Origin of the sequence: Exiguobacterium sp. RIT341 (assembly GCF_000632205.1) — a bacterium.
Lineage (GTDB): Bacteria > Bacillota > Bacilli > Exiguobacteriales > Exiguobacteriaceae > Exiguobacterium_A.
This window is the reverse complement of record NZ_JFYW01000008.1, coordinates 184,831-207,347: the sequence shown is the minus strand read 5'-3', so window position 1 is coordinate 207,347 and position 22,517 is coordinate 184,831. Positions and strand designations below refer to the sequence as shown.

Annotated in this window: 22 protein-coding genes and 1 riboswitch; of the genes, 17 read left to right on the top strand and 5 right to left on the bottom strand. The window is 50.4% G+C overall.

Annotated elements, in window-relative coordinates; all coding sequences use genetic code 11:
* Positions 1 to 124: 124 nt before the first annotated feature.
* Genes BW42_RS09985 through BW42_RS09925 form a run of 13 tightly spaced genes read left to right on the top strand, consistent with a single transcriptional unit; the run spans position 125 to position 14,558 of the window.
* Positions 125 to 760 carry a YveK family protein gene (locus BW42_RS09985; RefSeq protein ID WP_231496901.1) on the top strand — a complete coding sequence of 212 codons (636 nt, stop codon included), beginning with the start codon at positions 125 to 127 and terminating at the stop codon, positions 758 to 760.
* A gap of 21 nt (positions 761 to 781) precedes the next feature.
* Positions 782 to 2,647 carry a nucleoside-diphosphate sugar epimerase/dehydratase gene (locus BW42_RS09980; RefSeq protein WP_035410399.1) on the top strand — a complete coding sequence of 622 codons (1,866 nt, stop codon included), beginning with the start codon at positions 782 to 784 and terminating at the stop codon, positions 2,645 to 2,647.
* Between the two features lie 14 nt (positions 2,648 to 2,661).
* Positions 2,662 to 3,921: an oligosaccharide flippase family protein gene (locus BW42_RS09975; protein ID WP_035410397.1), complete on the top strand. Its 1,260-nt coding sequence runs from the start codon at positions 2,662 to 2,664 to the stop codon at positions 3,919 to 3,921.
* Positions 3,922 to 3,933: 12 nt separating this feature from the next.
* On the top strand, positions 3,934 to 5,220 hold the full coding sequence (locus BW42_RS09970; RefSeq protein WP_035410394.1) for a glycosyltransferase family 39 protein: 1,287 nt from the start codon (positions 3,934 to 3,936) through the stop codon (positions 5,218 to 5,220).
* The gene (locus BW42_RS09965) at positions 5,210 to 6,244 is read left to right on the top strand and encodes an NAD-dependent epimerase (protein WP_035410391.1); all 1,035 of its coding nucleotides are present in this window, start codon (positions 5,210 to 5,212) and stop codon (positions 6,242 to 6,244) included. Before BW42_RS09970 ends, BW42_RS09965 begins: the two co-directional genes overlap by 11 nt.
* Entirely contained in the window at positions 6,234 to 7,583 is a 1,350-nt protein-coding gene (locus BW42_RS09960) for a phenylacetate--CoA ligase family protein (RefSeq protein WP_035410388.1), read from the top strand. The genes BW42_RS09965 and BW42_RS09960 overlap by 11 nt, the downstream gene beginning before the upstream one ends.
* Positions 7,584 to 7,595: 12 nt before the next feature.
* A complete protein-coding gene (locus BW42_RS09955) occupies positions 7,596 to 8,939 on the top strand; it encodes a nucleotide sugar dehydrogenase (protein WP_035410385.1) in 1,344 nt (447 codons plus the stop codon).
* Positions 8,927 to 10,036 carry a glycosyltransferase family 4 protein gene (locus tag BW42_RS09950; protein WP_035410382.1) on the top strand — a complete coding sequence of 370 codons (1,110 nt, stop codon included), beginning with the start codon at positions 8,927 to 8,929 and terminating at the stop codon, positions 10,034 to 10,036. The genes BW42_RS09955 and BW42_RS09950 overlap by 13 nt, the downstream gene beginning before the upstream one ends.
* A 15-nt stretch (positions 10,037 to 10,051) precedes the next feature.
* The gene (locus tag BW42_RS09945; RefSeq protein ID WP_035410380.1) at positions 10,052 to 10,672 is read left to right on the top strand and encodes a sugar transferase; all 621 of its coding nucleotides are present in this window, start codon (positions 10,052 to 10,054) and stop codon (positions 10,670 to 10,672) included.
* Positions 10,653 to 11,723: a GNAT family N-acetyltransferase gene (locus BW42_RS09940; protein WP_035410377.1), complete on the top strand. Its 1,071-nt coding sequence runs from the start codon at positions 10,653 to 10,655 to the stop codon at positions 11,721 to 11,723. The genes BW42_RS09945 and BW42_RS09940 overlap by 20 nt, the downstream gene beginning before the upstream one ends.
* The gene (locus BW42_RS09935; RefSeq protein WP_035410374.1) at positions 11,720 to 12,871 is read left to right on the top strand and encodes an aminotransferase class I/II-fold pyridoxal phosphate-dependent enzyme; all 1,152 of its coding nucleotides are present in this window, start codon (positions 11,720 to 11,722) and stop codon (positions 12,869 to 12,871) included. Before BW42_RS09940 ends, BW42_RS09935 begins: the two co-directional genes overlap by 4 nt.
* Before the next feature lie 23 nt (positions 12,872 to 12,894).
* Positions 12,895 to 13,638 carry a hypothetical protein gene (locus tag BW42_RS09930; RefSeq protein ID WP_035410371.1) on the top strand — a complete coding sequence of 248 codons (744 nt, stop codon included), beginning with the start codon at positions 12,895 to 12,897 and terminating at the stop codon, positions 13,636 to 13,638.
* Between the two features lie 29 nt (positions 13,639 to 13,667).
* Positions 13,668 to 14,558 (top strand): LCP family protein, encoded by an 891-nt coding sequence (locus BW42_RS09925; protein WP_035410368.1) that lies wholly within the window; start codon positions 13,668 to 13,670, stop codon positions 14,556 to 14,558.
* Positions 14,559 to 14,833: 275 nt separating this feature from the next.
* Here the strand turns inward: BW42_RS09925 and BW42_RS09920 are convergent, their stop codons facing one another.
* Positions 14,834 to 15,439, bottom strand: coding sequence for an AmiS/UreI family transporter (locus BW42_RS09920; RefSeq protein WP_035410364.1), 606 nt, complete (start codon positions 15,437 to 15,439; stop codon positions 14,834 to 14,836).
* Positions 15,440 to 15,584: 145 nt separating this feature from the next.
* Positions 15,585 to 16,838 (bottom strand): SH3 domain-containing protein, encoded by a 1,254-nt coding sequence (locus BW42_RS09915; protein WP_035410361.1) that lies wholly within the window; start codon positions 16,836 to 16,838, stop codon positions 15,585 to 15,587.
* Between the two features lie 172 nt (positions 16,839 to 17,010).
* On the opposite strand from BW42_RS09915, the gene BW42_RS09910 reads away from it, so the two are divergent.
* Positions 17,011 to 17,922 carry a Gfo/Idh/MocA family protein gene (locus BW42_RS09910; RefSeq protein ID WP_035410358.1) on the top strand — a complete coding sequence of 304 codons (912 nt, stop codon included), beginning with the start codon at positions 17,011 to 17,013 and terminating at the stop codon, positions 17,920 to 17,922.
* A 67-nt stretch (positions 17,923 to 17,989) separates the two neighbouring features.
* On the opposite strand, the gene BW42_RS09905 is transcribed toward BW42_RS09910, so the two are convergent.
* A complete protein-coding gene (locus BW42_RS09905; protein WP_035410356.1) occupies positions 17,990 to 18,610 on the bottom strand; it encodes a hypothetical protein in 621 nt (206 codons plus the stop codon).
* Positions 18,607 to 19,296, bottom strand: a complete 690-nt coding sequence (locus BW42_RS09900) for a hypothetical protein (RefSeq protein WP_035410353.1) — start codon at positions 19,294 to 19,296, stop codon at positions 18,607 to 18,609. Before BW42_RS09900 ends, BW42_RS09905 begins: the two co-directional genes overlap by 4 nt.
* Before the next feature lie 133 nt (positions 19,297 to 19,429).
* On the opposite strand from BW42_RS09900, the gene BW42_RS09895 reads away from it, so the two are divergent.
* Both BW42_RS09895 and BW42_RS09890 read left to right on the top strand, forming a co-directional pair.
* Complete coding sequence (locus BW42_RS09895) at positions 19,430 to 20,503, top strand: glycerate kinase (protein WP_052019108.1); 1,074 nt, start codon at positions 19,430 to 19,432, stop codon at positions 20,501 to 20,503.
* Positions 20,504 to 20,566: 63 nt separating this feature from the next.
* Positions 20,567 to 21,136 carry a hypothetical protein gene (locus BW42_RS09890; protein WP_035410350.1) on the top strand — a complete coding sequence of 190 codons (570 nt, stop codon included), beginning with the start codon at positions 20,567 to 20,569 and terminating at the stop codon, positions 21,134 to 21,136.
* Positions 21,137 to 21,182: 46 nt separating this feature from the next.
* Here BW42_RS09890 and BW42_RS09885 read toward each other — a convergent pair whose 3' ends face one another.
* Positions 21,183 to 21,662, bottom strand: a complete 480-nt coding sequence (locus BW42_RS09885) for a glutathione peroxidase (RefSeq protein ID WP_035410348.1) — start codon at positions 21,660 to 21,662, stop codon at positions 21,183 to 21,185.
* Positions 21,663 to 21,832: 170 nt separating this feature from the next.
* Between BW42_RS09885 and BW42_RS09880 the strand changes: the two genes are divergently transcribed.
* The gene (locus tag BW42_RS09880; RefSeq protein ID WP_023469379.1) at positions 21,833 to 22,027 is read left to right on the top strand and encodes a hypothetical protein; all 195 of its coding nucleotides are present in this window, start codon (positions 21,833 to 21,835) and stop codon (positions 22,025 to 22,027) included.
* A 241-nt stretch (positions 22,028 to 22,268) separates the two neighbouring features.
* A riboswitch (cyclic di-AMP (ydaO/yuaA leader) is annotated at positions 22,269 to 22,422 on the top strand.
* Positions 22,423 to 22,517: the final 95 nt, after the last annotated feature.

Sequence of the window (22,517 nt, the reverse complement as noted above, 5' to 3'; positions counted from 1 at the left end):
AAAAAAATATAATCATTTTCACCAAGCTCTAATTGTTTTGGAATTCGATTGGAAATAAGGTGTAGACATAACCAATGTCCATCCATTCGGTCAAGCTAGAAAGAGGTGAACAACAGTGAGCTCGATGCATCAAAGAAAAACCTTTGGAGATCATCTGACGACACTCCGACGCGGCTGGTGGCTACTGGCACTCTTCACGATGCTCTTCGCAGGTGCCGGATATGCACTCAGCACGTATGTCATTCCGAAGACATATGAAGCGACGGCCTACATCCTCGTCGTTCCTCAAGCAAACGCAGAGGCGACATCGACGCCGACACTCGTCAGTACCTATCAAGATATCTTGCGAAGCCCAGAGGTCGTCGATCAGGTCGCCCAAAAGATGAACGTCACCGACAAGCGATTATTCGATTTGACGGATCGTCTGACGGTCTCGAGCAATCTCGATTCGCAAGTCATCGCCTTATCCATCACGGATCGTTCAGCGGAGCAGGCAGCCATTCAGGCAAATACGATGACGGAAGTCTTCCAGGATTATCTCCCGCAACTGATTAACACGAGTAAGACGGAAGTCTTCTCCAGTGCACGAATTCCAACGAAGCCCGTATCCCCGAACATTTTGATGAATACGGGAATCGGTGGTGTCCTTGGTTTAATGCTCGGACTCCTGATCGTCTATTCGCGCTCGTTAAGCAAAAAAGAAGTGACACGTGAAGCGACCGACAGTTATCCGAAAGTCATTCCCCGGACGCACTCATGAGAGAGGAGAGGAGACACCATCATGCAGCATTCCCCGCTTACCCCGTATCGTCGGCAGTTGAAGATTGGACTCCTTCGCCTGATCGACGCCGGAGTCATCGCACTCGCAACCGTAGTAACGTTCTACTTCTTTAATCCGCTCCATCTCACCGTCAATTTCGAGTTACAGGATGCGCTCGAAATCGCACTCATACAGTGGATTGCCCTCACCTTCGTCGCTCATTGGATGCGTTTCTATCAAATCATCTGGCGCTACGCGAGTTTACGTGATCTCGCCGTTCTCCTCGTCGTCGTCCTTGCCAGCAGTTTCGTTTTACTTGGTCTTGAATATGCGTTGTTCGACTTTGCGGTCGAACGGGCGATCTTCTTACAGACAGGACTCGTCTTGAACGGTGTCTTATTCGTCCGGTTGTTAATTCGTGGACGTAGTCTCAGACTCGTTCCGGAGCATAAGACGCTCGGCAAACGGACGCTAATCATCGGTGCCGGAGCTTCCGGACAGATGATCACGAAAGAACTGAAACAAAAGAAATCGCATATCTTAAACGTCGTCGGATTACTCGATGACTCGCTTGAACTACGCGGGATGCGAATTCACGGTGTTCCTGTCATCGGAGCGATCGAGCAACTTGAATGCATCATCGAGGAACAAAAGATTGAAGCGGTCGTCCTCGCAATCCCGTCCTTATCGTATCCGCGACGAATCGAACTGTTGAATCGAATTAAACAGACGCAAGTCGAGGCGCATACGTTACCGATGCTCGTCGAACTCGCTTCCGGTAAGGTCTCGATTCAACAAATCCGTGAAGTCTCAATCGCTGATTTACTCGGACGGGAACCAGTCGAGCTTGATATCACGGAAATCGAACGAAGCGTGCATGGAGCGACGGTCCTCGTCACCGGTGCCGGTGGATCAATCGGTTCCGAGATTTGCCGGCAACTGATTCGTTTTCGTCCTGAACGACTTGTTCTTCTCGGACACGGTGAAAACAGTATCTACCTGATTCGCCGGGAACTCGAGTGTCTCAGCCAGGACATCCAGTTCGAATCCGTCATCGCCGATGTACAGGACAGTGACCGGATGCTTGAAGTCATGCGACGCTTCGAACCGGACCTCGTCTATCATGCGGCAGCCCATAAGCACGTCCCGCTGATGGAGGATAATCCGAGCGAAGCCGTCAAGAATAATATCTACGGAACACGTAACGTCGCCCGAGCAGCAGAAGCGGCTGGAGTCAAACGCTTCGTCATGATCTCGACCGATAAGGCAGTCAACCCGACGAGCGTGATGGGCGCGACGAAACGAATCGCTGAGATGGTCATCCAACAGATGGCAAGAAATAGCGAAACGACGTTCGCCGTCGTCCGGTTCGGCAACGTCCTCGGAAGCCGCGGTTCCGTCATCCCACTTTTCAAGGAACAAATCGCGAAAGGTGGACCGATCACGATCACCGATCCCCGGATGACACGTTACTTCATGACGATTCCGGAAGCGAGTCGTCTCGTCATTCAAGCGAGTGTCCTCGCAAAAGGAGGCGAAGTGTTCGTCCTTGATATGGGTGAACCGGTCCACATTACGACACTTGCGAAAAACTTGATTCACTTGAGTGGATTTACAGAAGAACAGATCCCGATCGTCTACAGCGGGATTCGAAAAGGGGAGAAACTCTACGAGGAACTGCTCGCTCGTGATGAGGTGCATGACGAACTCGTCTTCGATAAGATCCTCGTCGGAAAGACACGCCCCTTCGGCTCCGTCGATCCGTACTTGCGTGAGATCGCCCAAGCGCTCGATCGGGATGATACACTTCGCCAGTATTTATTAGAAGCGACGAACGAGACCGATGCCGATCCAGTCGCACCAACGATGCGGATCGCTCGTAAATAGAGAGGGGGAGAACGATGAAAACGGTCCGGCTGTCTCGCTTCAATCTCATCTTCATTGCGGATACAGCATATTCGTTGCATCAATGGATGATTTTGACGCTCCTGATCAAATGGAGTACGCCGCTCAATATCGGCTACTTCAATTATGCCCTTGCCATCACTGCACCAATCGTCATGTTCTGTTGGCTGAATGCCAGTACGATCCTGACGGCAGAACGGGCTGGACTGACGAACTTCTGGCTCTTCATCAAGACCCGTTTTTCGCTCCTCTCGGCAGGTGTTTTCGTCCTCCTTGGTGTCTATTATTTCTTCGGTGAAGCGAACATCTTACTGCTGACGTTACTCGTCTATCTCAATAAATACATGGAGTCGTTCGCTGATCTCGGATACGGCTTCTTACAGGGACACACTGCCTTCAAGGAAGTTGCCATCTCGAAGATTTTTCGCAGTCTCCTGAATGTCTCAGGCGCAGCACTCGTCCTCTTTACGACCCATTCGATCCAGGGATTCGTCATCGCCTTGATCACTGGTAACTTGATCATGTTACTCGTCTACGATCTCCCGACGATTCGCCGGGTCGGTCGTGGTTTTGACAATCAAGCGCTCGACTTACGATATCGATCCGGTAAGGAGCTGTTCCTTAAAGCGATGCCACTCGGGTTCGTCGCTCTCCTGATCGCCTTGAACGCAAACATCCCACGATTATTCGTTGGACATGCGATCGGAACGGAAGAGCTCGGATATTATGCAAGCATTGCCTATCTACTCGTACTCGGTAGTCTGTTCATCCACTCCTTGATTGCTGTCTTATTGCCGAACTTCTCGTCAGAGACTGGAGAACGCCAAAGTTTACCGGAACTGCGCAAGCTGACACGGTCGATGTTACTGATGACGAACATTGTCGGGATCCTCCTGATTCTTGGAGCAATCTTCTTCGGAAAGTGGGGTTTGACGATTTTCTACAATACGTCGTTCGTCAAATATCATCTGATTTTCGTCTTGATGATGGTCGCGTCGTTGTTCTTCTATAATTCGACCGTCATTCAGGCACTACTGACCGGCTTCCAGCAGTTTCGAATCCAGACACTCTCGATCTTCGGCAGTGTCGTCGTCAATCTCGTCGCTTGTAGCCTCTTGATTCCGTTGTACGGACTATACGGGGCGACGATTGCATACACCCTTTGCGCGGTCACTCAGATTGTCTTACTGTTACCCGCGCTCTATCGCTCCTTGTATCCACGAAACGTCACCCTCGTCGTCGAACAAAGCAGTTAAGGAGGGAAGAAGATGCGACCCATTCTCTTACTCATCGTCATTGAAGCGCTCGTTTGTCAATTCGCCCGGTCGCTCTTCCCGGACACGTACGTGACCGCCTTGCTGCTCATCAACTCGGTGCTGTTTCTTTATTATCTACTCCGCCAAGCCGAGACGACGCCGCTTTATCTTGTCTTCATCACCGCTTTCTTCGTCCGATTGGTTTTGATGTTCATCGATCTCGAATTGTTCCGCTTACCACCGCACAGTGGGGACGATACGGAAGCCTTTCATCTCGAAGGCGTCCAAATCTTCACCGACCCGTCGACCTTCAATGATGTCGTCCGCGGCACCTATTCCAAGTTTCTAGGAATCTTCTATCTAATGTTCGGACCGGAACGAATCCTAGCTCAGTTCTTCAACGTCATCCTTGGCGTCGTCGCCGTAGTCATTCTAGCAAAGACATTACAGCGATTACGTTTACCGGAACGATACGTCTTCGGTGCAACACTCATCTTCGCGTTCTTCCCGCAAGGATTGTTGCTCTCACCGATTCTCTTACGGGATCAGATCGTCGCCCTTGGAATCGTCTATACGCTTTATTACATGGTCCGCTGGACGGAAGAGAAGTCCAGCAGACATATGGTTCTCGCGTATCTCGGCTACTTCGTCAGTACGATGTTCCACTCCGGTCTTGCCGTTGGAATCGTCGTCTTACTCGTCTACTTCTCGTTTTATAGCCATGAGACACGACGCATGGACTTTGAACCGACGAAGGTACAGCGACTGATTTTCCAAGTACTCGTCGTCGGCTTCATCGTCTACAGCTTCCAAGACGTCTTGTTCGCGAAGTTCACCCACGTATCGGAAAACGGACAGTTGTTCAGCGGGATGAGCTATGACCGTGGCGGCTCCGCTTACTTGAATGGATTGACGGTGACAGGTCCAGGCGACATGATTCTCTACTCACCGATCCGGATGATCTACTTCCTGTTCTCACCATTCCCGTGGCAATGGTCGAGTGTCATGAACATCCTGATTTTCTTCCTTGACGCCATCTTCTACTTCATCGGTTGTTTTGCCATCATTCGGTCGTTCAAACTGATTCGTCAGCATCCGTTCGGCAGCGTCCTCTTCTTCTTTTTCCTTCTTTTTGCACTCAACGCGTTGATCTTCGGTCTTGGAACCGGCAACGTCGGAACGGCCATTCGACACCGGTATAAGTTGTTCCCGATGTTACTCATCGTCTATACATCCGTTCACTACATGCGCCTGCAAGCGCGCCACTACTTCGAGGAGGTCGAACACCGTGCCGAATAAAACGATCTTAATCACTGGTATCGCAGGCTTCATTGGATTTCATGCCGCACGCCGTTTCATCCGGGAGGGTTACCGGGTCATCGGACTCGATGAAGTGAACGACTATTACGACCCGACGTTAAAAGAAGCCCGGCTCGCTGAACTCGGCACGAATTATACATTTTACCGGGTCTCACTCGAAGAGACGGAAGTCGTCGCGCGAATCTTTGAACAAGAATCAATCGATCTCGTTCTGCATCTGGCAGCACAAGCAGGCGTACGCTATAGCATCGACCGACCCGATGTCTACATGACATCCAACATCGTCGGTTTTCTCTCGATTCTAGAAGCCTGCCGCCATCATCCCGTCGAGCAGTTGATCTACGCTTCTTCGAGTTCCGTCTATGGATCGAATACGAAGATGCCATTCGCGACGACGGATGCCGTCGACCATCCGCTAAGTCTTTACGCCGCCTCGAAAAAAGCGAACGAACTGATGGCGCACACGTATAGCAGCCTTTACGGCATCAAGACGACAGGGCTTCGCTTCTTTAGCGTCTACGGTCCATGGGGGCGCCCGGATATGGCACTGTTCAAATTCACGGAGGCAATTGCGAAGGGCGAACCAATCGATCTCTACAACTACGGCGAGATGGGACGAGACTTCACCTACGTCGACGATATCATCGAAAGCATCTATCGTCTGTTCCAGACTGAACCGGAAGTCGACGCGACGTTTGACGCGTCAAATCCCTTACCGGATCGTAGCAACGTCCCGTATCGCGTCTACAACATCGGTAGTCATAGCCCGATTCGCTTAAGTGAATTCGTCGCCTTGATTGAACGACGCCTCGGTAAGACGGCGATCAAGAACGGGATGCCGTTACAGCCGGGTGACGTCCCGGAAAGTTTCGCCGATGTCTCCTCACTATTCGAGACAATCGGCTACCGACCACAGACGACGGTCGAAGCTGGTGTCCATGCATTCATCGACTGGTACGAGAGCCATTACTTGATGAAGGAGGAAATCCAAGATGGCGCTTAAAGAGAATATCTACTATCGCTCTCCAATTTTCATCCAAAATTGGCTGACCTCGTTATACGGTCGGAAGTTGATGCAAGAACGCTACGGTCGCTTCTATGAGCAAAAGATGAAGGAGCTCCGGATGAAGGACCGGACGCGGGATTACCAAGCGGAACAGCTCGAACGTCTGAATGCCTTTCTCGCGTTTGTTGTGGCGCATACACCGTATTACAGACAACTCTTTCACGAACATGATATCCAGTTACCGTTTACGTCACTTGAGCAGCTGAAGACGATTCCGATCCTTGAAAAAGAGACGCTTCGCCAAAACAATGATGCATTCATGTCCCGTGTCGATGCGCCGGTCCGAGGACGGACAGGAGGAACGAGCGGAAAGTCACTCCAAGTCGCCTTCATGCGAGAGGATGTTCAGGAACGGATGGCACACCTTGATTACTTCAAGGAACTTCATGGCTTCCGTGCCGGGATGCGTCGGGCAAGCTTTACCGGGCGGACGCTGACAGCCGTCGATCAGACGAAACCCATCTTCTGGCGGATGAATCGACCACTCAATCAGTTATTACTCTCGATTTTTCATTTGAAAGAAGAGAACTTCCTGGCCTATCTCGAAGAACTGAATCGTTTTCAACCGCGAGCACTCGACGGAACACCGACGGCGATGGTCGAAATCGCTCACTACATGCTAAAACACCATATTCGACTAGATATTCCACTGATCGCTATTTTTCCGACATCCGAAACAGTGACGGAGGAGATGCGCTCCATTCTTGAGGAAGCGTTCGGTGTCCCGGTCTTCGATCAGTACGGTTCCTCAGAAGGAGCACCCATCATCTCGGAGTGCCGCCATCATAAACTGCATCTGCATTACGAAACCGGCATCATCGAACCGTATGGAGAGGACGGAGAAGTCATCGTCACCTGTTTTACGACACGCGGAACACCGCTGATTCGCTACCGGATTGGTGATCGGATGACACTTAGTGACGAGACATGCACTTGCGGCTTGAATGGTCCCGTCATCGCTTCGATCGACGGACGGGGAACGAGCTACATCGTCAGTGAGAAGCGCGGCAAAGTCTTCGAAGGAGATATCACGACCATCGCACGGGAACTGCCAAACTCAGTCTTACGGCTCCAAGTCGAGCAGCACGCGTTGAATCATGTGACGCTTCGCTATATTCCGGACGTCAAGCGATTCCAGCCAAGACACGAACAGATTCTCTTGAACGAGATGCGCAAGTTACTCGGCTCCGACATGAAAATCGTCCTTGAACCAGTCGAACACGTCAAACAAGAGCCAAACGGAAAAACGTTGATCGTCAAACAGTCGATGAAATAGGAGGAACCCAACATGAACAAGGCAGTCAAACACATCGTAGATACGACAGCAGCCCATACTGGTGCACTTCCCATTGCCAACCGTTCGATTGCCGTCGTCGGACTCGGCTACGTCGGACTTCCCGTTGCCGTCGCGTTCGGTGAAAAGACGGGCGTGATCGGCTTTGACATCAAGGAACAACGAATTCAAGAACTTCAAGAAGGCATCGACGCGACACTCGAACTGAGTCCCTTCACGTTGAAGAACGCAACCGTCGATTATGTCTCAGATCCATCGGCACTGCAGGCGAGCGACTTCATCATCATCGCCGTTCCGACCCCGATCAATGCACAGAACCAGCCGGACCTGACACCACTCTTACGAGCGTCGCACCTCGTGGGTCGCCAGCTCAATAAAGGCGACATCGTCGTCTACGAGTCGACCGTCTACCCAGGAGCTACGGAAGAAGATTGTATCCCGGTTCTTGAAGAAGCGTCCGGCTTATGCGCTGGTGTCGACTTCTTCGTCGGCTACTCACCGGAGCGAATCAACCCGGGTGACCATGAGCACACGTTTAAAACGATTAAAAAAATCGTCTCCGCCCAAGATGAACAGACACTGGATATCGTCGCGGAAGTTTATGAAGCCGTCGTCGAAGCCGGTGTCCACCGTGCCTCATCGATCAAGGTCGCGGAAGCAGCAAAAATCATCGAAAACACACAACGCGACCTCAACATCGCCTTGATGAACGAACTCGCAATCATCTTCGACCGGATGAACATCGATACGCTCGAAGTCCTCGAAGCAGCCGGTACGAAATGGAACTTCCTCCCGTTCCGTCCGGGTCTCGTCGGTGGTCACTGTATCGGTGTCGATCCGTTCTATCTGACGATGAAGGCGGAGTCACTTGGATACCATCCGGAAGTCATCCTTGCCGGTCGCCGGATCAACGATACGATGGGGCGTTTCATCGCAACAGCGCTCGTTAAGAACTTGATCAAACAGAACATGCCGGTGCTCGGCGCCCGGGTCACAATTCTTGGATTATCGTTCAAAGAAAACGTCAGCGACATCCGCAACTCGAAAGTTGCGAACCTCGTTCATGAAATCGAAGAGTTCGGAATCGACGTCCAAGTGACGGACCGACTCGTCGAAAAGAGTGAGGCAAAACGTGAGTACGGGATCGACTTACTCGAGATGAGTGAACTCAAACCAGCCGACGTCGTCATCTTTGCCGTCTCACACGAAGAATACGTTGAAGGTGGTTGGAATCTGGCACAACACTTACTGAAGGTCGGTCGCGGCATCGTCGTCGACATCAAAGGCATGTTGCCACGAGCAGAACAACCGGAGGGGGTCCACGTATGGCGCCTCTAAAAATCCTTCAAGTCTGTGCTCTCGATACGACGGCAGAGACGATGTTGCAGCCGCTCTTACTCGCTTTGCAAAATGCGGGGCACGACGTCGGCATCGCCTGTGCCGACACGGGTGCCTCGGTGAAACTGGCAGCAAAGGGATTCCGGATGCATGACATTCCGATCGAGCGGCGAATCGACTGGACGAGTAACTGGCGGACGATCCGTGAAATCACGCGAATCTTGAAAGAGGATGGTTACGACGCCGTCCATGTCCACACACCAGTCGCCGCTGCCCTTGGACGGGTCGCCGCCAAACGTGCCGGCACGAAGCATATCGTCTATACGGCACACGGTTTTTACTTCCACGAGAAGATGGGGCGGATGACGTATCAGCTAACGTATTCAGTCGAAAAGTGGTTGGCACGTCTCGCGACCGATTATCTGCTCCTTCAAAGCGAGGAAGATTATCAACTCGCCCAGCGCAAACGCTTTAAAGCGAATACCCGGCTGATGCATCTCGGAAATGGAATCGACTTGACCCGCTTCTACCCACGACCACGTGAAGCCGGAGCTCCGTTTACGTTCTTATTCATCGGTCGGATCGTCGAAGAGAAAGGAATTCTCGAACTGCTCGATGCATTCGAGGATGTCGTCTATCGTCACCCGGAAGCCCGTCTCGTCATTGCCGGTGAGATGATGGCAAGCGAGCGCGATCAGACGACGAAACACTTATTCTTACGGCGGATCCGCGAGATTCCAAACGTCGACTACCTTGGATTCGTCGAAGACGTACCGGGTTTGTTCCAACAAGTCGATGCCTTCGTCTTACCGTCGCATCGTGAAGGCGTACCACGATCAATCATCGAAGCGATGGCGAGCGCAAAACCGGTCATCGCGACAAACATCCGCGGCTGTCGTGAGGAAGTCGTCGAGGGGAAGACAGGCTATCTCATCGAAGTCCGCGATATCACGAAGCTTGCCAAACGGATGAACACACTCGTCGAACATCCTGACCGTGCCAACGAGATGGGACGGAACGGATTTGACCGTGCCATGAAACATTTCAACGAAGCCGACGTCATCAAACGACAACTTGATCTCTTTTCAGCTATGTAAAAGGAGGACGTCATCATGAAACGCACATTCGACTTCACGGTTAGTCTTATCGCTATCCTCATCCTGATTCCCGTCTACGCCCTCGTCGCCTTAGTCATCTATACGAAGCTCGGTCGTCCGATTTTCTTCAATCAAGTCCGCCCAGGTTACAAGGGGGAGTTGTTCAAAATCTACAAATTCCGCACGATGACGAACGAAATGGATACTGAGGGAAAACTTCTCCCGGATGCAGACCGGATTCCCGCATCACTCGAGTGGATTCGTCGCTTAAGCCTTGATGAGATTCCGCAGTTCTTTAACATTCTTCGCGGACAGATGAGCTTCGTCGGGCCGCGTCCGTTACTCGTCAGTTACTTGAACCACTATACGAAGGAGCAGATGACACGGCATGATGTCCTTCCTGGTCTGACGGGCTGGGCGCAGATTCATGGACGGAACGCGACGACGTGGCAACAACGACTCGAGCAAGATCAATGGTACGCAGCGAATCAGACATTCCGACTCGATCTCTATATCTTGTTCAAGACGTTCAAGATGGTCATCTCGTCAGAGGGGAACTCGACGGCTCATCAGACTGGAATGGGTGAGTTCAAGGGTCTCGACGGAGGTGTTCCCCATGATGTCGTTAAGCGATGAACGGTTGATCCGGGATCCGCGCGAATGGGATGCACTCGTTGCGACCTATCAGCTCGATTGTTACTACGAACATGCTTACTTCGAACTCGCGAAGGAACACGACGAGATTCCTGAGTTATTTTATTATCCGACGGAGTTTGGGACGTTGATCTATCCGTACTTGCGGCGACGGATTCCAGGCACACTCTTTGAAGATATCACGACACCTTACGGCTACGGTGGTCCTTCCTTCAAAGGCATCTGGTCACTCGATCAGATTCGCGAAGCGCGCGAGCGATTCGAACGCTATTGCAATGAGACGGGAATCGTCACAGAGACGGTTCGCTTCCATCCACTCTTGCACAATCAAGAACTGGGTCAATACTGGTGCCATCAAACGGAGATCCTGCAGCCGACCGTGACACTGGAACTAACGGACCCGTTCGAGATGATCGAAAGCGACTTTTCGCAAATGACGCGACGCAACATCCGGAAGGCGCGTCGCGAAGGCGTCACGATTCGTCTGGGACGCCCGGAAGAATACCGGGACTTCGCGCGTCTCTATCAGATGACGATGGACAAACATCAAGCCGATGCCCGGTATTACTTTGATCAGACCTACTTCGATCACTTCGCGGACGGACGAATCAAAAATGTCCTGTTGCTTGCTGAACATGACGGACGGATCATCGCCGGATGTATCGTCTTGACCGGTCGCCAGTTCGCGCATTATCATCTCGGTGCTTCCGATCCCGCGTCGTTAGCACTTCGACCCAACCACCTATTATTCGCGGAGATGATTCGTTGGGCAAAACAAGCCGGTTTTCAAGCGCTTCATCTCGGTGGAGGCACGACACGATCGAATACGGATAGCTTGCTTGCCTACAAACGATCCTTTAGTGCGAATCAAACGTTTTTTGGACTCGGTACGTCGATTCTGGATGCCACGATCTATGAGCGTCTAACGCGACAATTCGAACGACAACATCCGGAAACTCAAATGGGTCACTGGTTCCCGCTCTACCGAACACCGATTCGTCATCTGTCATCTCGAAGGGAGGAAACATCATGAAACACATCCCACTCTCCATCCCGCATTTAAGTGGTCAAGAAGCCCGTTACGTCAACGAGGCACTCGAGACGAACTGGGTCGCCCCTCTTGGACCAAATGTCGATGCCTTTGAACGAGATATGCAAGCGTACACGGGTGCTGGTGCAACGCTTGCGACGAGCAGTGGGACAGCAGCGATTCATCTGGCGCTCGCGACACTTGGTGTCACGACGGGGGATGATGTCATCTGTCAGTCCTTGACGTTCATTGCTTCGACGAATCCGATTCGGTATGTCGGAGCGCGACCTGTATTGATCGACTCGGAAGAAGAGACCTGGAACATGTCGCCCGTCGCACTCCGTCGGGCCTTGATCCAGGCGGCAACGCGTGGTCGACTTCCGAAGGCTGTCATCGTCGTTCATCTGTACGGTGTCGCCGCGCAAATCGAGGAGATTGCTGCGATCTGTGAAGAGTACGATGTTCCGTTGATCGAGGATGCTGCAGAATCACTCGGGACTCGTGTCAACGGGCGGATGACCGGAACGTTCGGAACGTTCGGTATCTATTCGTTCAATGGCAACAAAATCATCACGACGTCAGGCGGCGGGATGCTCGTCGCAAATGATCCGGCTCTGATCGAACGTGCCTTTTATCTCGGAACACAGGCGCGACAGCAGGTCTTGCATTATGAGCATACGGAAGTCGGCTACAATTACCGAATGAGTAATGTCGCTGCTGGGATCGGACGGGGACAGCTTGAGGTTCTCGATCAACGCGTCGATGCACGGCGGAAAATTTTTGATCGCTACGACCGTGCCTTTGCCACGGACGGCGTCACGTCGCAAGTCGAGCAGCCTGGAACGTTCGCCAACCGCTGGCTCAGTGCCTTTCTTTTACCGGGTGGTCAAGCGCAACGCGATGCGATGATTCAGACACTGCAACAAGCGAATGCCGAGTCTCGCCCGGTCTGGAAACCGATGCACTTACAACCCGTCTATCGCGACGTACCATTCGTCACAGCAGAAGGGGTTGACGTCAGCCGTCGCTTGTTTGAAGACGGTATCTGTCTTCCGTCTGCTTCACAAATGACGTTCACTGAACAAGCCGTCGTCATCCGAAACGTTCGTCATGCTTTACAGACGACCGTACGCCGGAACGTCCAGTCATGAATATATGGGAAGGGGACATCGTCATGCGCGATATGGAGGAAGCGATCCACGCACTCCGTCTCGCTGCGAACGGGAAGAATGAATTGACAGCCAATACCTATTTCCGCTGGCAACTCCACACCACTCATCCAAGCGTCGCGGAAATCCTGATGCTGTTTGGATCGTGGCAAATCGCCTTGGAACGAGCAGGCATCGGGCATGCCCGCTTGACGTTCACGAAATCGGAAATCATTGACGCCTTGCGTCAGGCACGGGAGGAACTCCATCCTTTCACGAGTGCGACGTACCGCGAATGGGCACAACAGAAACAAGCACCAAGCCTGACGGATATCGTCCATCAATTCAACTCGTGGCAGCAGGCATTGTCAGAAGCGGATATCTTAAAGGAACGCGTCCAGGAAATGGAACAACGGATCATCGAGTCATTACTGGAAGCGCAAGGGGTCTTGCCGGTCTTGACGAGTCAGACCTACACGAAGTGGGCGGCTGGTCAAAATCGTCCGACCGTCGCAACGATTGCCCGCCGGTACGGCTCTTGGTCAAACGCACTTGAAATCATCGGCATCGAATTCCCGCGTAAACGCTGGCGGGAAGAAGAAGTGCTCGACGTACTTGCTGAAGCCGCACAAGAAACGGAGCATCTGACGATCGCAAGTTATCAACGGTTCAGTATCGGACGTGATGCGCCAAGCATCGGAGTCATCACTGCCTTGTTCGGTAGCTGGCGCAATGCTTTACTGGTACTCGAAGCACAACGACCGTCCTGAATTGAAATTGAAGAAAAGGAGAATGGGTGATGAAGAAATGGAAATGGATCGTACTGACACTTACGGGGATTTGCCTGCTCCTTCTCTTCGGTTCAGGCGGATATGTGTATCATAAAGCGAGTCAGACACTCGAAGAAGTCCAGATACCGGTCAAAGCAAGCGTTGAGACGGAAAAAACCGTCGAGCAGAAAAAAGGACTCTCGTTTCTCTTACTCGGCGTCGATCAACGAAAAAATGAGACAGGACGGAGTGATACGATCATCGTCGTGACGATTGATCCGAAAACGAATACCAGTCAGATGATCAGCATTCCGCGCGACTTAAAGACAGACATCATCGGCAATGGTTCGAATGATAAAATCAACCATGCCTATGCCTTCGGTGGTCCACAGATGGCGCTTGATACGGTCAGTCATCTGTTAAAGATCCAGATCGACTATTTCGCTGAGATCAATCTAGCGGGCTTTACGGATCTCGTCAATGCGGTGGATGGGGTCAGAGTCAAGAACGATATCAATTTTTCGTACTATGAGATGCAGTTCCCAAAAGGAGAACTATTACTGAACGGGAAGGAAGCACTCGCCTATGCCCGTATGCGGCACGATGATCCACGTGGGGACTTCGGACGACAAATCCGCCAACGGCAAGTCGTTCAGGCAGTCGCCGATAAGATGACAGAAGACTTCTCGATTCGTCGTTTCAACGCTATCCTCGATGCCCTCGGGAAAAACGTCAAGACGAACGTACCGTTTTCCGTTGCCCGGACGGTCGCGACGGACTACCGGGATGCCTTACGCAACGTCAAGACCTTGTCGCTTTACGGATCAGGAGGCATCGAATCGGACGGCATCTATTACTGGCATCCGACGGATAAGTCGTTAAAAGAAGTTCAAGCTCAACTGCAGGAAGCGCTCAAATGATTGGAATGGAGAGGAAATTGCGATATCAGGACTGATTGATAACGAAACGAACGCTACTCTCATCCGCGCTTTCCTCAGGCGGGAAATCAGCCGCGGCAACCAACATTTCATGCTGTTTGCCGGGTCTGATTCATCCCTGACGAAAGTACCGATGGCACTTTCTTTTCCTGTAGGAGTCGCGGATGAACGATAGCGTTCTCCATCAATCAAAAAAGATGCCCATCTCCGATTCATAACTGGAAATAGACATCTTTTTTGATGAATCGATTAGCATGTCACGACGAGCGGATCGTCCGAAGCATCGAGAATTTCATCATCGTATAGAGGAAATAGACAACAGTCAGAACGGCAGCAACGCTCCATAACCATTGATATGCCGTACTAAAGTAGCCGAATCGAAGACCGATCAGTGCCGGTACGATCAACGTCAACCAACTCAAGACGAGAGCGACGCGGGCAGTAATCGCGTCAATCGGACGATTCATTCCCATCCCGAGGAAAAACAGGCTCCAGAGCAATACCCAGAACAACCATGTCACCCCGCCGATGATGTCTGCTGTCGTGAAGCTGACAAATGCATAAAACAAAGCGGCGATCGCAACGAACAAGGAAAACCAACCGACACCGCTTCCGTCGAGGTTAAATAAGAACGTGATCCCGACATAAACATACGTAAAGGCAAACAAATAAATACTCGCGTACCCGAACGTCAATGCCGGATCACCTGCAGCACCGATGACAAGATACGTTGCGATGAACGTTTGCAGTAGACCCGTGATGAGACTGAAGACACCAGCGCTACGGAGATCGACTTTTCCGAACAAGGTCAAACTATTTAAAAAGAGCGCAACGCCCCCAAATAATAAACTGACATTTCCCACGTAAAAACTCTCCTTCATTAAGACGTCAGACGTCTGATTCTAATTTCAACTCTAAGATGAATTCGTTTTCAGCGCAAGTATAATTTGAAGGAAAAAGAAAACAGTCTGGCTCCCGAAACGGAAAACCAGACTGTTGATGAGTCGATTATTGATTTAAGACGGAGCGAAGTGTCGTCTCGGTTTGGGACAACGTTCCTTTCAGTGTGACGAGACCATATCGTGTCGATCCTTTTTTGATGAAGAAGACGCGTGTGTAGCCAGATTCCGGTGTGTAACCAGTCTTGCTCGCATAAACACGTGTATCTCCTGGAAGCGACGTATTCGTATGATACCACGTCAATGTCCGTGCATACGGTCCTTTAACGGTCGTCTGATACGATTTGCGTCCGCTGATCGTCATCAAGGCGCTGTACTTCGCATATGTATTCGCGAGTTTTTGCATATCAGCAGCTGTCGTGTAATGACTTGGATGATAGAAGCCGTGTGGGTTCATGAAATGGCTCGCACTCATTCCGATTGAACGGGCGCGGTTATTCATGTACGAGACGAACTTCGATTCAGAACCTGCTGTCCGGACGGCGATCGCTTTTGCTGCATCGTTGCCAGAGCGGATCAGCATCCCGTTCAAGAGTTGGCGCATCGTCACTTTGTCGCCAACACGGAAACCCGCTACGCTACTGCCAGCAGGGACAGATAACATCGCAGACGTCAGGGTGAACGTTTGATCGAGTGTGCCTTTACGCGCTGCTTCGTCATAAGCGACGATCCCCGTCAATAGTTTCGTTGTACTCGCTGGGTAACGGCGAACGAAACTTTCTTTCGTCAATTGATAACTTGACGATCCAAGCTTAAAATACCGCATCGACGCAACAGGATAACTACCACTCGATGGTTTTGGACTGCTCGTCGTCACTTTTCTAGCAACTTGGTTCGACACATAGTAGTAATTGGTCGTACCTTTGACCTTATACCAACCGTTCGAATACGAAACCGCATTGAACTTCGAGTTGTAAGGTGCGAGTCGCTTGATATTCTTTGACGATGCCGTGCTTGGGGATGTTCGGACGTTCGCTCCAGCTTTCGAGTAGACGACGATTTTGTACGTCTTCACTGAACTACTTGATACTTTTTGAGCGACCTGGTTCGATAGATAACGATATGTACCTCCGTCCTTGATCTTGTACCAGCCATTCGTATACGAGACGGCTGTGAATTTTGCCTTGTACGCAGCACGTCTTACAATCGTTGCGGACGAGGCGGTACTCGGCTTCGAGCGGATGTTCGCTCCAATCGTCGAAGTGACGACGACTTGGTAACTGGCTGCCTGAGCCGGAATGGCGGGAAGACACAAAGCGAACAATAATAAGAGCGTAAGACTAGTACGGAGCAAGCGCTTCATAAAAACTCATTCCCTCCTTGTTCAAATATGGTTTTATCATAAAACAAAAAAAGGAAATTCACTTCTTTTCAAAAAAAGGAATTTGATGCCTGTAAAGGGCTGTTTCTCATCTTTTCGTGTCAATTAACGTATCATAGGGAATGTAAGCAACAGTGGAAAAGGAGGAGTTCATATGAAATTAGCCGTCATTGGCTTAGGGGATATCGCTCAAAAAGCCTATTTACCGGTCTATGCTGAACGATCTGATATCGAGGTATATTTGATTTCACGAGATGAAGAGAAAGCAAAACGATTGCAAGCAGACTATCGCTTTGCGGGGACATACGCGACGTTTACTGATGCTGTACAAGAAGGAATCGACGCGGTCATGATCCATTCAGCGACCGTCGTCCATGCCGAGCAAGCGCGACAAGCGCTAGAAGCAGGAATCGCCGTCTACGTTGATAAACCAGTCTCGATGGAAATTGAAGAAATTCGTGAACTGACTCGTCTATCGGAAGAGAAGCAGTTACCGTTCATCACGGGATTCAATCGTCGCTTTGCGTCAGCACACCAGCGCTTACTTGAAGTGAACGATCCGAATCTCGTCCTCATGCAAAAGAATCGGACGTCGTTCATCGAAGACGCCAAGCCATTTCTGTTCGATGATTTCATCCATGTCGCGGACACGCTTCGCTTTTTGACGGGACGTGGTGAGATTGAAGACTTACACGTCAAGAGTAAGCAAGACGAAAGCGGGCTACATCACGTGACGATTCAATTCGTCTCAAACGGCATCACGGCAATCGGTGTCATGAACCGCGATAACGGTATGACGGAAGAACGCGTCGAAGTGATGGGACCGGAGGAAAAACGGGTCGCAACCGACGTGACGACACTCGATCAATTGACGAAGCAAGGAACGCTCCGGTATCCGCTCGATAACTGGGAAGCGACGTTAAAGCGACGCGGGTTCGTCGATATGTTAGACGCGTTCCTTCGGACGATCAAAGGGGAACATTCCGAATCGGTCGTAGCGTCTGATAGCCTCGCGACACATGAATTATGCCAACAGGTGTATGAACACGTTCAAGCTGCGCGTTGAGTAGGAATCGTCAAAAATGCCGCTTCACTCGAGGAGATTCTCTCAGAGTGGAGCGGCATTTTAGCGTTTACTTCTTTGATAGTTGTTTGAGTTGATAGATTCGCTTACCACTCGGTCCTTCGAACGTCACACGAAGTGTCGAGCGGGCGAAGCGGTAACTGACTTGTCCTTCGGATAAGTTGATACGAGCAGAGAAATCCGGTTCAAAACGAATGATCTCTTCGTCGTTTCGCAGTGCGTCCGGGAGACCGAACTGCTCAAAGCGAATCATCGCGATGAATGTGTCCTGCTCGTCAAAAGACACATGAATACGTCCGGTTCCATCGAACGGCTCGTCTTCGAGTATACTTCGTTCGACTTCATACGTACCTTCGAACTGTTTGACTTGCTTCAACATCTCTTTTGCACTGATGGCAATGGCTTCTGCCCTTTTTCGAACAGGATGATCTGTTGTGAGTTGAAGACGTTCGATTGCTTCCGCTGTTTTTAAGACATCACGCAGTTGATAACCAGCAAGCTGTCGTTCAAGCTGAACCATCAGCTGAGCAGCCGGTTCATCGATATCTTGTTCCGATCGTTCGACGGCACGGGTGTAGGTTTGCTGCTCGAGCTGTTCTTGAATCCTAGATGTTTCTGGCGAACACGCCATCAGAAGACAAAGAGGCAGACAAAGGAGCACTCGTTTCATGAAGTCACCTCCGTTCGATTAACATCAATGATTTGAAGATGATCCGTATGCACTTTCAGACGATAATGGACGCGATACGTCACAGGCTCTGAACCGTTTGCTGTCGCAATTTGGTACGTTTCTTGTGTACGTAAATGATACGTAACTCCCTTTGACGTGAATTTTTGGAATGTCACGGCGAGAACACTTGGAGCGACAGGGGCATCAACGGCATTCGTTATACGATGGAGATGCTTGAACTCTGATTCAAAGACGTTCAAAGTCGTGAACTGGATCGCAGAAAACGTCTCGATGGAATCGTATTTCTTCGAGAATGTCGCAAGCTCCGGGATCGTCCGAGTATATTGACGGACGAAGCGAAGGACATCATAGGACGTTGGAGGACGGTCTTTCGAGTACGTTTGATTGTACGCTGTTTGTTCATCGGACCATTCCGAAAGCGCGAGTGCTTCGACACTAGGTGTCGGACCCGCTTCAGGGGAAACGGGATCTTGTAGCGAATACCACAGGAAACCGGCTCCTCCGACGAGAAAGAGCAAAAGGCAGGTACTGATGAGCCAAGTCCGTGAAGTGGACGAAGTGGGTGGTTCGGCGAGTTGTTCTTTCTTGATAACAGGATGTTGGCAATGCGAACAAGTCGTATCGTGTTGACGAAGTGGTGTTCCGCATAACGAACAGCGTTCCATGGGATAAGACCTCCTGTGTATGTAAAATGAAATGTCAGATAAGGGAATGGTAATTTGAAATTAGTATCATCGTAACATTAATTGGAAACGCAATCAAAACTTGATATGAGATTTTTGAAGGGAGAGCTTACAGATGGAACGTCACTTGATTTTAATGGATGCGTTCAAAGGTAGTATTTCTTCGAAGGAGGCAGCAGAAGCCGTCACGTCTGGAATACTGGCACATGATCCAACCGCGATCATCGATTCCTCACCTGTCGCGGACGGTGGGGAAGGAACGCTTGAAGTCTATCTCGCGCTTGGATATGAGGAAAAGACGATCATGACGATTGATCTAGCAGGTCGTCCGTGTGAAGTACAGTATGCCGTAAAAGATTCAGACGCCGTCATCGAAGTCGCGCGTATTTGTGGACTGCCGATGCGACAAAGCGGAGATAATCCTGTTCGAGTGAATACGCGTGGTGTCGGGCGTTTGATGGAACAGTTACGCGATCAAGGAATAACAAGTATCCGACTGGCGTTAGGGGGGACAGGTACGACGGATGGGGGACTTGGATTACTCGCGGAAGTCGGTTGTCGTCTTCAAGATGCCTCGGGTAAGCCGATTTTGTTCCATACGAATCCATTACTTGAGACGCAGACCATTCATTGTTCAACGTATCCGGTTCAGCTGGAAGCCCTCGTAGATGTGACAGCTCCCTATCATGGTCTAGATGGTCCGGCTTATCTGTTTGGTCCACAAAAAGGGCTACTTGCGGATGACATCACAAAACTCGATCAACGACTCGAACAGATCGGAAAGTTACTTGGATTAGAGGGCGTCAAAGGAGCAGGGGCAGCCGGCGGACTCGGTGGAGCCGTGTATGCGCTTGGTGGACGGATCGTTCCGGGCGCATCGACGATCTTGCAACACCTTCGTGTAGCAGAGCGGATGCAACAAGCGGATTATGTCTGGACAGGGGAAGGACGGGTCGACCGTCAAAGCCAAATCGGTAAGTTGCCAGGTGAGGTCACGCGGATGGCGAGAACAGCTGGCGTTCCTTGTCTGATCCTTGCAGGAATCGTCGAAGAAAACATCCCGCAGGCACTTGATTGTCGATCGATTCATGTCGATCAGCCGATCACACTCGACCCGGAACAGACGAAAACGCGCCTACAGGAGCAAACACGTAAATGGCTCGAGGAACTTTCACTGAAACAGGGATGAAGTCGGAAAAGTTTGGGTAAATAACTGTATATTGCCATACTTTTAGAGAAAGTAGGTCATCCTATGATCAATCAATCGATCCAATTATCGTTTCGCCAAGTCCGAGCGCTTGTCGAACATACTTTGCTGTTATTCAAAGAGCTCGATCAACAATTAGCGAACCGTGGATACGAACCAGTCCTACCGGATGTCGTCCAAACGGAACATGGTTTGAGCATCCATCAGACGAAAGAGAGTGCTGAGTCACTCGTTCCACATTTCCTGACGCGGACGTATGTCCGACAACAGGAAAAAACGAACCAACATGGATTACTGATCTCTGTTCAATATACGCATCCTCTCCATGAACGATTCGATCCCGTCGTCCTCGTCGGCGATGTGACGTTCAAGCAGGTGAAGCATGCCCACAAAATCTTGAGTGAGAAACCGTGGCTCCTAAAGTATGCTGCCTTTGAATCGACGATTGCGCAAGAGTTCGTCGCCGATGGTACACGATACACGACGCAACCGATTGAAGAAATCGAAGAGCTGATCGTCTGGGGGCATCCGTTCACGGAAATGCGCAATATCGATGATGTCAAACGATTGGCGGAAGAGATGATCAGTCGTCACCTTGAGCCGGGGACAACATAAAAATAAGCTTCCGTTCCTTCAAGGGAGAAGGAGGGAAGCTTACCTTTTAGACTTGAACGAGCAATCGTTCGATCGCTGCCGTCAAATCCGTTGGATTCGTTTTTGGAGAGAACCGCGTCACTTCTCCATCACGAGTCACGAGGAATTTCGTGAAATTCCACTCGATGTCTGTTGTACCGTCCGTCGTCGGTGCTTGTGCTTTCAGTTCTTCGAATAACGGATGTGCTTGCTCACCGTTGACATCGATTTTTGAGAAGACGGGGAACGTCACGCCGTAGTTGACTTGGCAGAACGACTGAATCTCCTCGTCCGTTCCGGGGTCTTGGTTCGCGAACTGATTACATGGGAAACCAAGTACGGTCAATCCTTGCGAACGATAGTCTTGATGCAATTGCTCGAGTCCTTCGAACTGTGGCGTCAAGCCGCATTTACTGGCTGTATTGACGATCAGCCATGCTTGAGCTGGGTAGTCACTTAAGGATGCCGACGTTCCGTCGACGCGTTGAAATGAATGATCTTGTAACATATCAATTCCCCCTTTTTAAGTACTTCTCTAGTGTAACAAATCCGTTTTCCTGTCGTCTGCTATCATTACTTGCGTGATGACAGAAACATCACAATCAAGTATCAACGACGCATTTGATGTCAATCTTTGTTACGATGAAAAGGAATATGGAAGGAAAGGAGAGATGCCACATGAGAAAAATGTTGAAACAATCGCGGTTCGTCATGATCGCGACGCTTTGTCTCGTCCTCGTCGGAAGTTGTATTACCTTACTGACGCTTGGATTCGAACGCGATATTGTGATTCTTGTTTCTGGAGTGGTTGCCCTATGGGTGACGATGCTAGCTCCTTTGACGGTCCATGCCAAAATGAATCAGCAATCATAATTCTGATTTGCTTATGAAACCGCAGAGCGATTCGATCTAAAAAGGAGCTCCTCCACTTTAGATGAAAGAATCGATTTCTGTGGTTTTTTTTCTTCTATAGCATAGAGTCAAAAAACACTATTTTTCGAAAGTAAGTCATTAAAAAATCAGACTATTTTTTTTTCATTTTTTCTATTTACAACCTTAAAAAATCGGAGTAATATCCATCTCATCAACGAACACTAACATGTTAATGCTTCGATCTCAAAGTACGCCGAATTCATGATTGAAGCGGGGGACCCAATCGTCACGACATGTGACACGGGGTGAATCCTTTCCGAACGGGAAAGGTAGGGCGAAATCCTAGGTATGCCCGAATCCGACAGCTAACCTCGCAGGCGTTTTTAGGAGGGAACGACTCTTTTTCAGTATGCCAAGTTATAAAGGCGATGCTGGGGCCGTTTTTCGCCTCACATCGTCTTTTTGTCGTGCTTAATTGTAAAAATATTGA

What these genes read in the sequence shown, in the direction of transcription:
- BW42_RS09925 (WP_035410368.1), top strand. Translation starts at nt 13,668, where the DNA reads ATGAAGAAATGGAAATGGATCGTACTGACACTTACGGGGATTTGCCTG.
- BW42_RS09935 (WP_035410374.1), top strand. Translation starts at nt 11,720, where the DNA reads ATGAAACACATCCCACTCTCCATCCCGCATTTAAGTGGTCAAGAAGCC.
- BW42_RS09890 (WP_035410350.1), top strand. Translation starts at nt 20,567, where the DNA reads ATGATCAATCAATCGATCCAATTATCGTTTCGCCAAGTCCGAGCGCTT.
- BW42_RS09955 (WP_035410385.1), top strand. Translation starts at nt 7,596, where the DNA reads ATGAACAAGGCAGTCAAACACATCGTAGATACGACAGCAGCCCATACT.
- BW42_RS09880 (WP_023469379.1), top strand. Translation starts at nt 21,833, where the DNA reads ATGAGAAAAATGTTGAAACAATCGCGGTTCGTCATGATCGCGACGCTT.
- BW42_RS09985 (WP_231496901.1), top strand. Translation starts at nt 125, where the DNA reads ATGCATCAAAGAAAAACCTTTGGAGATCATCTGACGACACTCCGACGC.
- BW42_RS09900 (WP_035410353.1), bottom strand. Translation starts at nt 19,296, where the DNA reads ATGGAACGCTGTTCGTTATGCGGAACACCACTTCGTCAACACGATACG.
- BW42_RS09960 (WP_035410388.1), top strand. Translation starts at nt 6,234, where the DNA reads ATGGCGCTTAAAGAGAATATCTACTATCGCTCTCCAATTTTCATCCAA.
- BW42_RS09910 (WP_035410358.1), top strand. Translation starts at nt 17,011, where the DNA reads ATGAAATTAGCCGTCATTGGCTTAGGGGATATCGCTCAAAAAGCCTAT.
- BW42_RS09895 (WP_052019108.1), top strand. Translation starts at nt 19,430, where the DNA reads ATGGAACGTCACTTGATTTTAATGGATGCGTTCAAAGGTAGTATTTCT.
- BW42_RS09980 (WP_035410399.1), top strand. Translation starts at nt 782, where the DNA reads ATGCAGCATTCCCCGCTTACCCCGTATCGTCGGCAGTTGAAGATTGGA.
- BW42_RS09915 (WP_035410361.1), bottom strand. Translation starts at nt 16,838, where the DNA reads ATGAAGCGCTTGCTCCGTACTAGTCTTACGCTCTTATTATTGTTCGCT.
- BW42_RS09885 (WP_035410348.1), bottom strand. Translation starts at nt 21,662, where the DNA reads ATGTTACAAGATCATTCATTTCAACGCGTCGACGGAACGTCGGCATCC.
- BW42_RS09970 (WP_035410394.1), top strand. Translation starts at nt 3,934, where the DNA reads ATGCGACCCATTCTCTTACTCATCGTCATTGAAGCGCTCGTTTGTCAA.
- BW42_RS09905 (WP_035410356.1), bottom strand. Translation starts at nt 18,610, where the DNA reads ATGAAACGAGTGCTCCTTTGTCTGCCTCTTTGTCTTCTGATGGCGTGT.
- BW42_RS09940 (WP_035410377.1), top strand. Translation starts at nt 10,653, where the DNA reads ATGATGTCGTTAAGCGATGAACGGTTGATCCGGGATCCGCGCGAATGG.
- BW42_RS09975 (WP_035410397.1), top strand. Translation starts at nt 2,662, where the DNA reads ATGAAAACGGTCCGGCTGTCTCGCTTCAATCTCATCTTCATTGCGGAT.
- BW42_RS09945 (WP_035410380.1), top strand. Translation starts at nt 10,052, where the DNA reads ATGAAACGCACATTCGACTTCACGGTTAGTCTTATCGCTATCCTCATC.
- BW42_RS09930 (WP_035410371.1), top strand. Translation starts at nt 12,895, where the DNA reads ATGCGCGATATGGAGGAAGCGATCCACGCACTCCGTCTCGCTGCGAAC.
- BW42_RS09950 (WP_035410382.1), top strand. Translation starts at nt 8,927, where the DNA reads ATGGCGCCTCTAAAAATCCTTCAAGTCTGTGCTCTCGATACGACGGCA.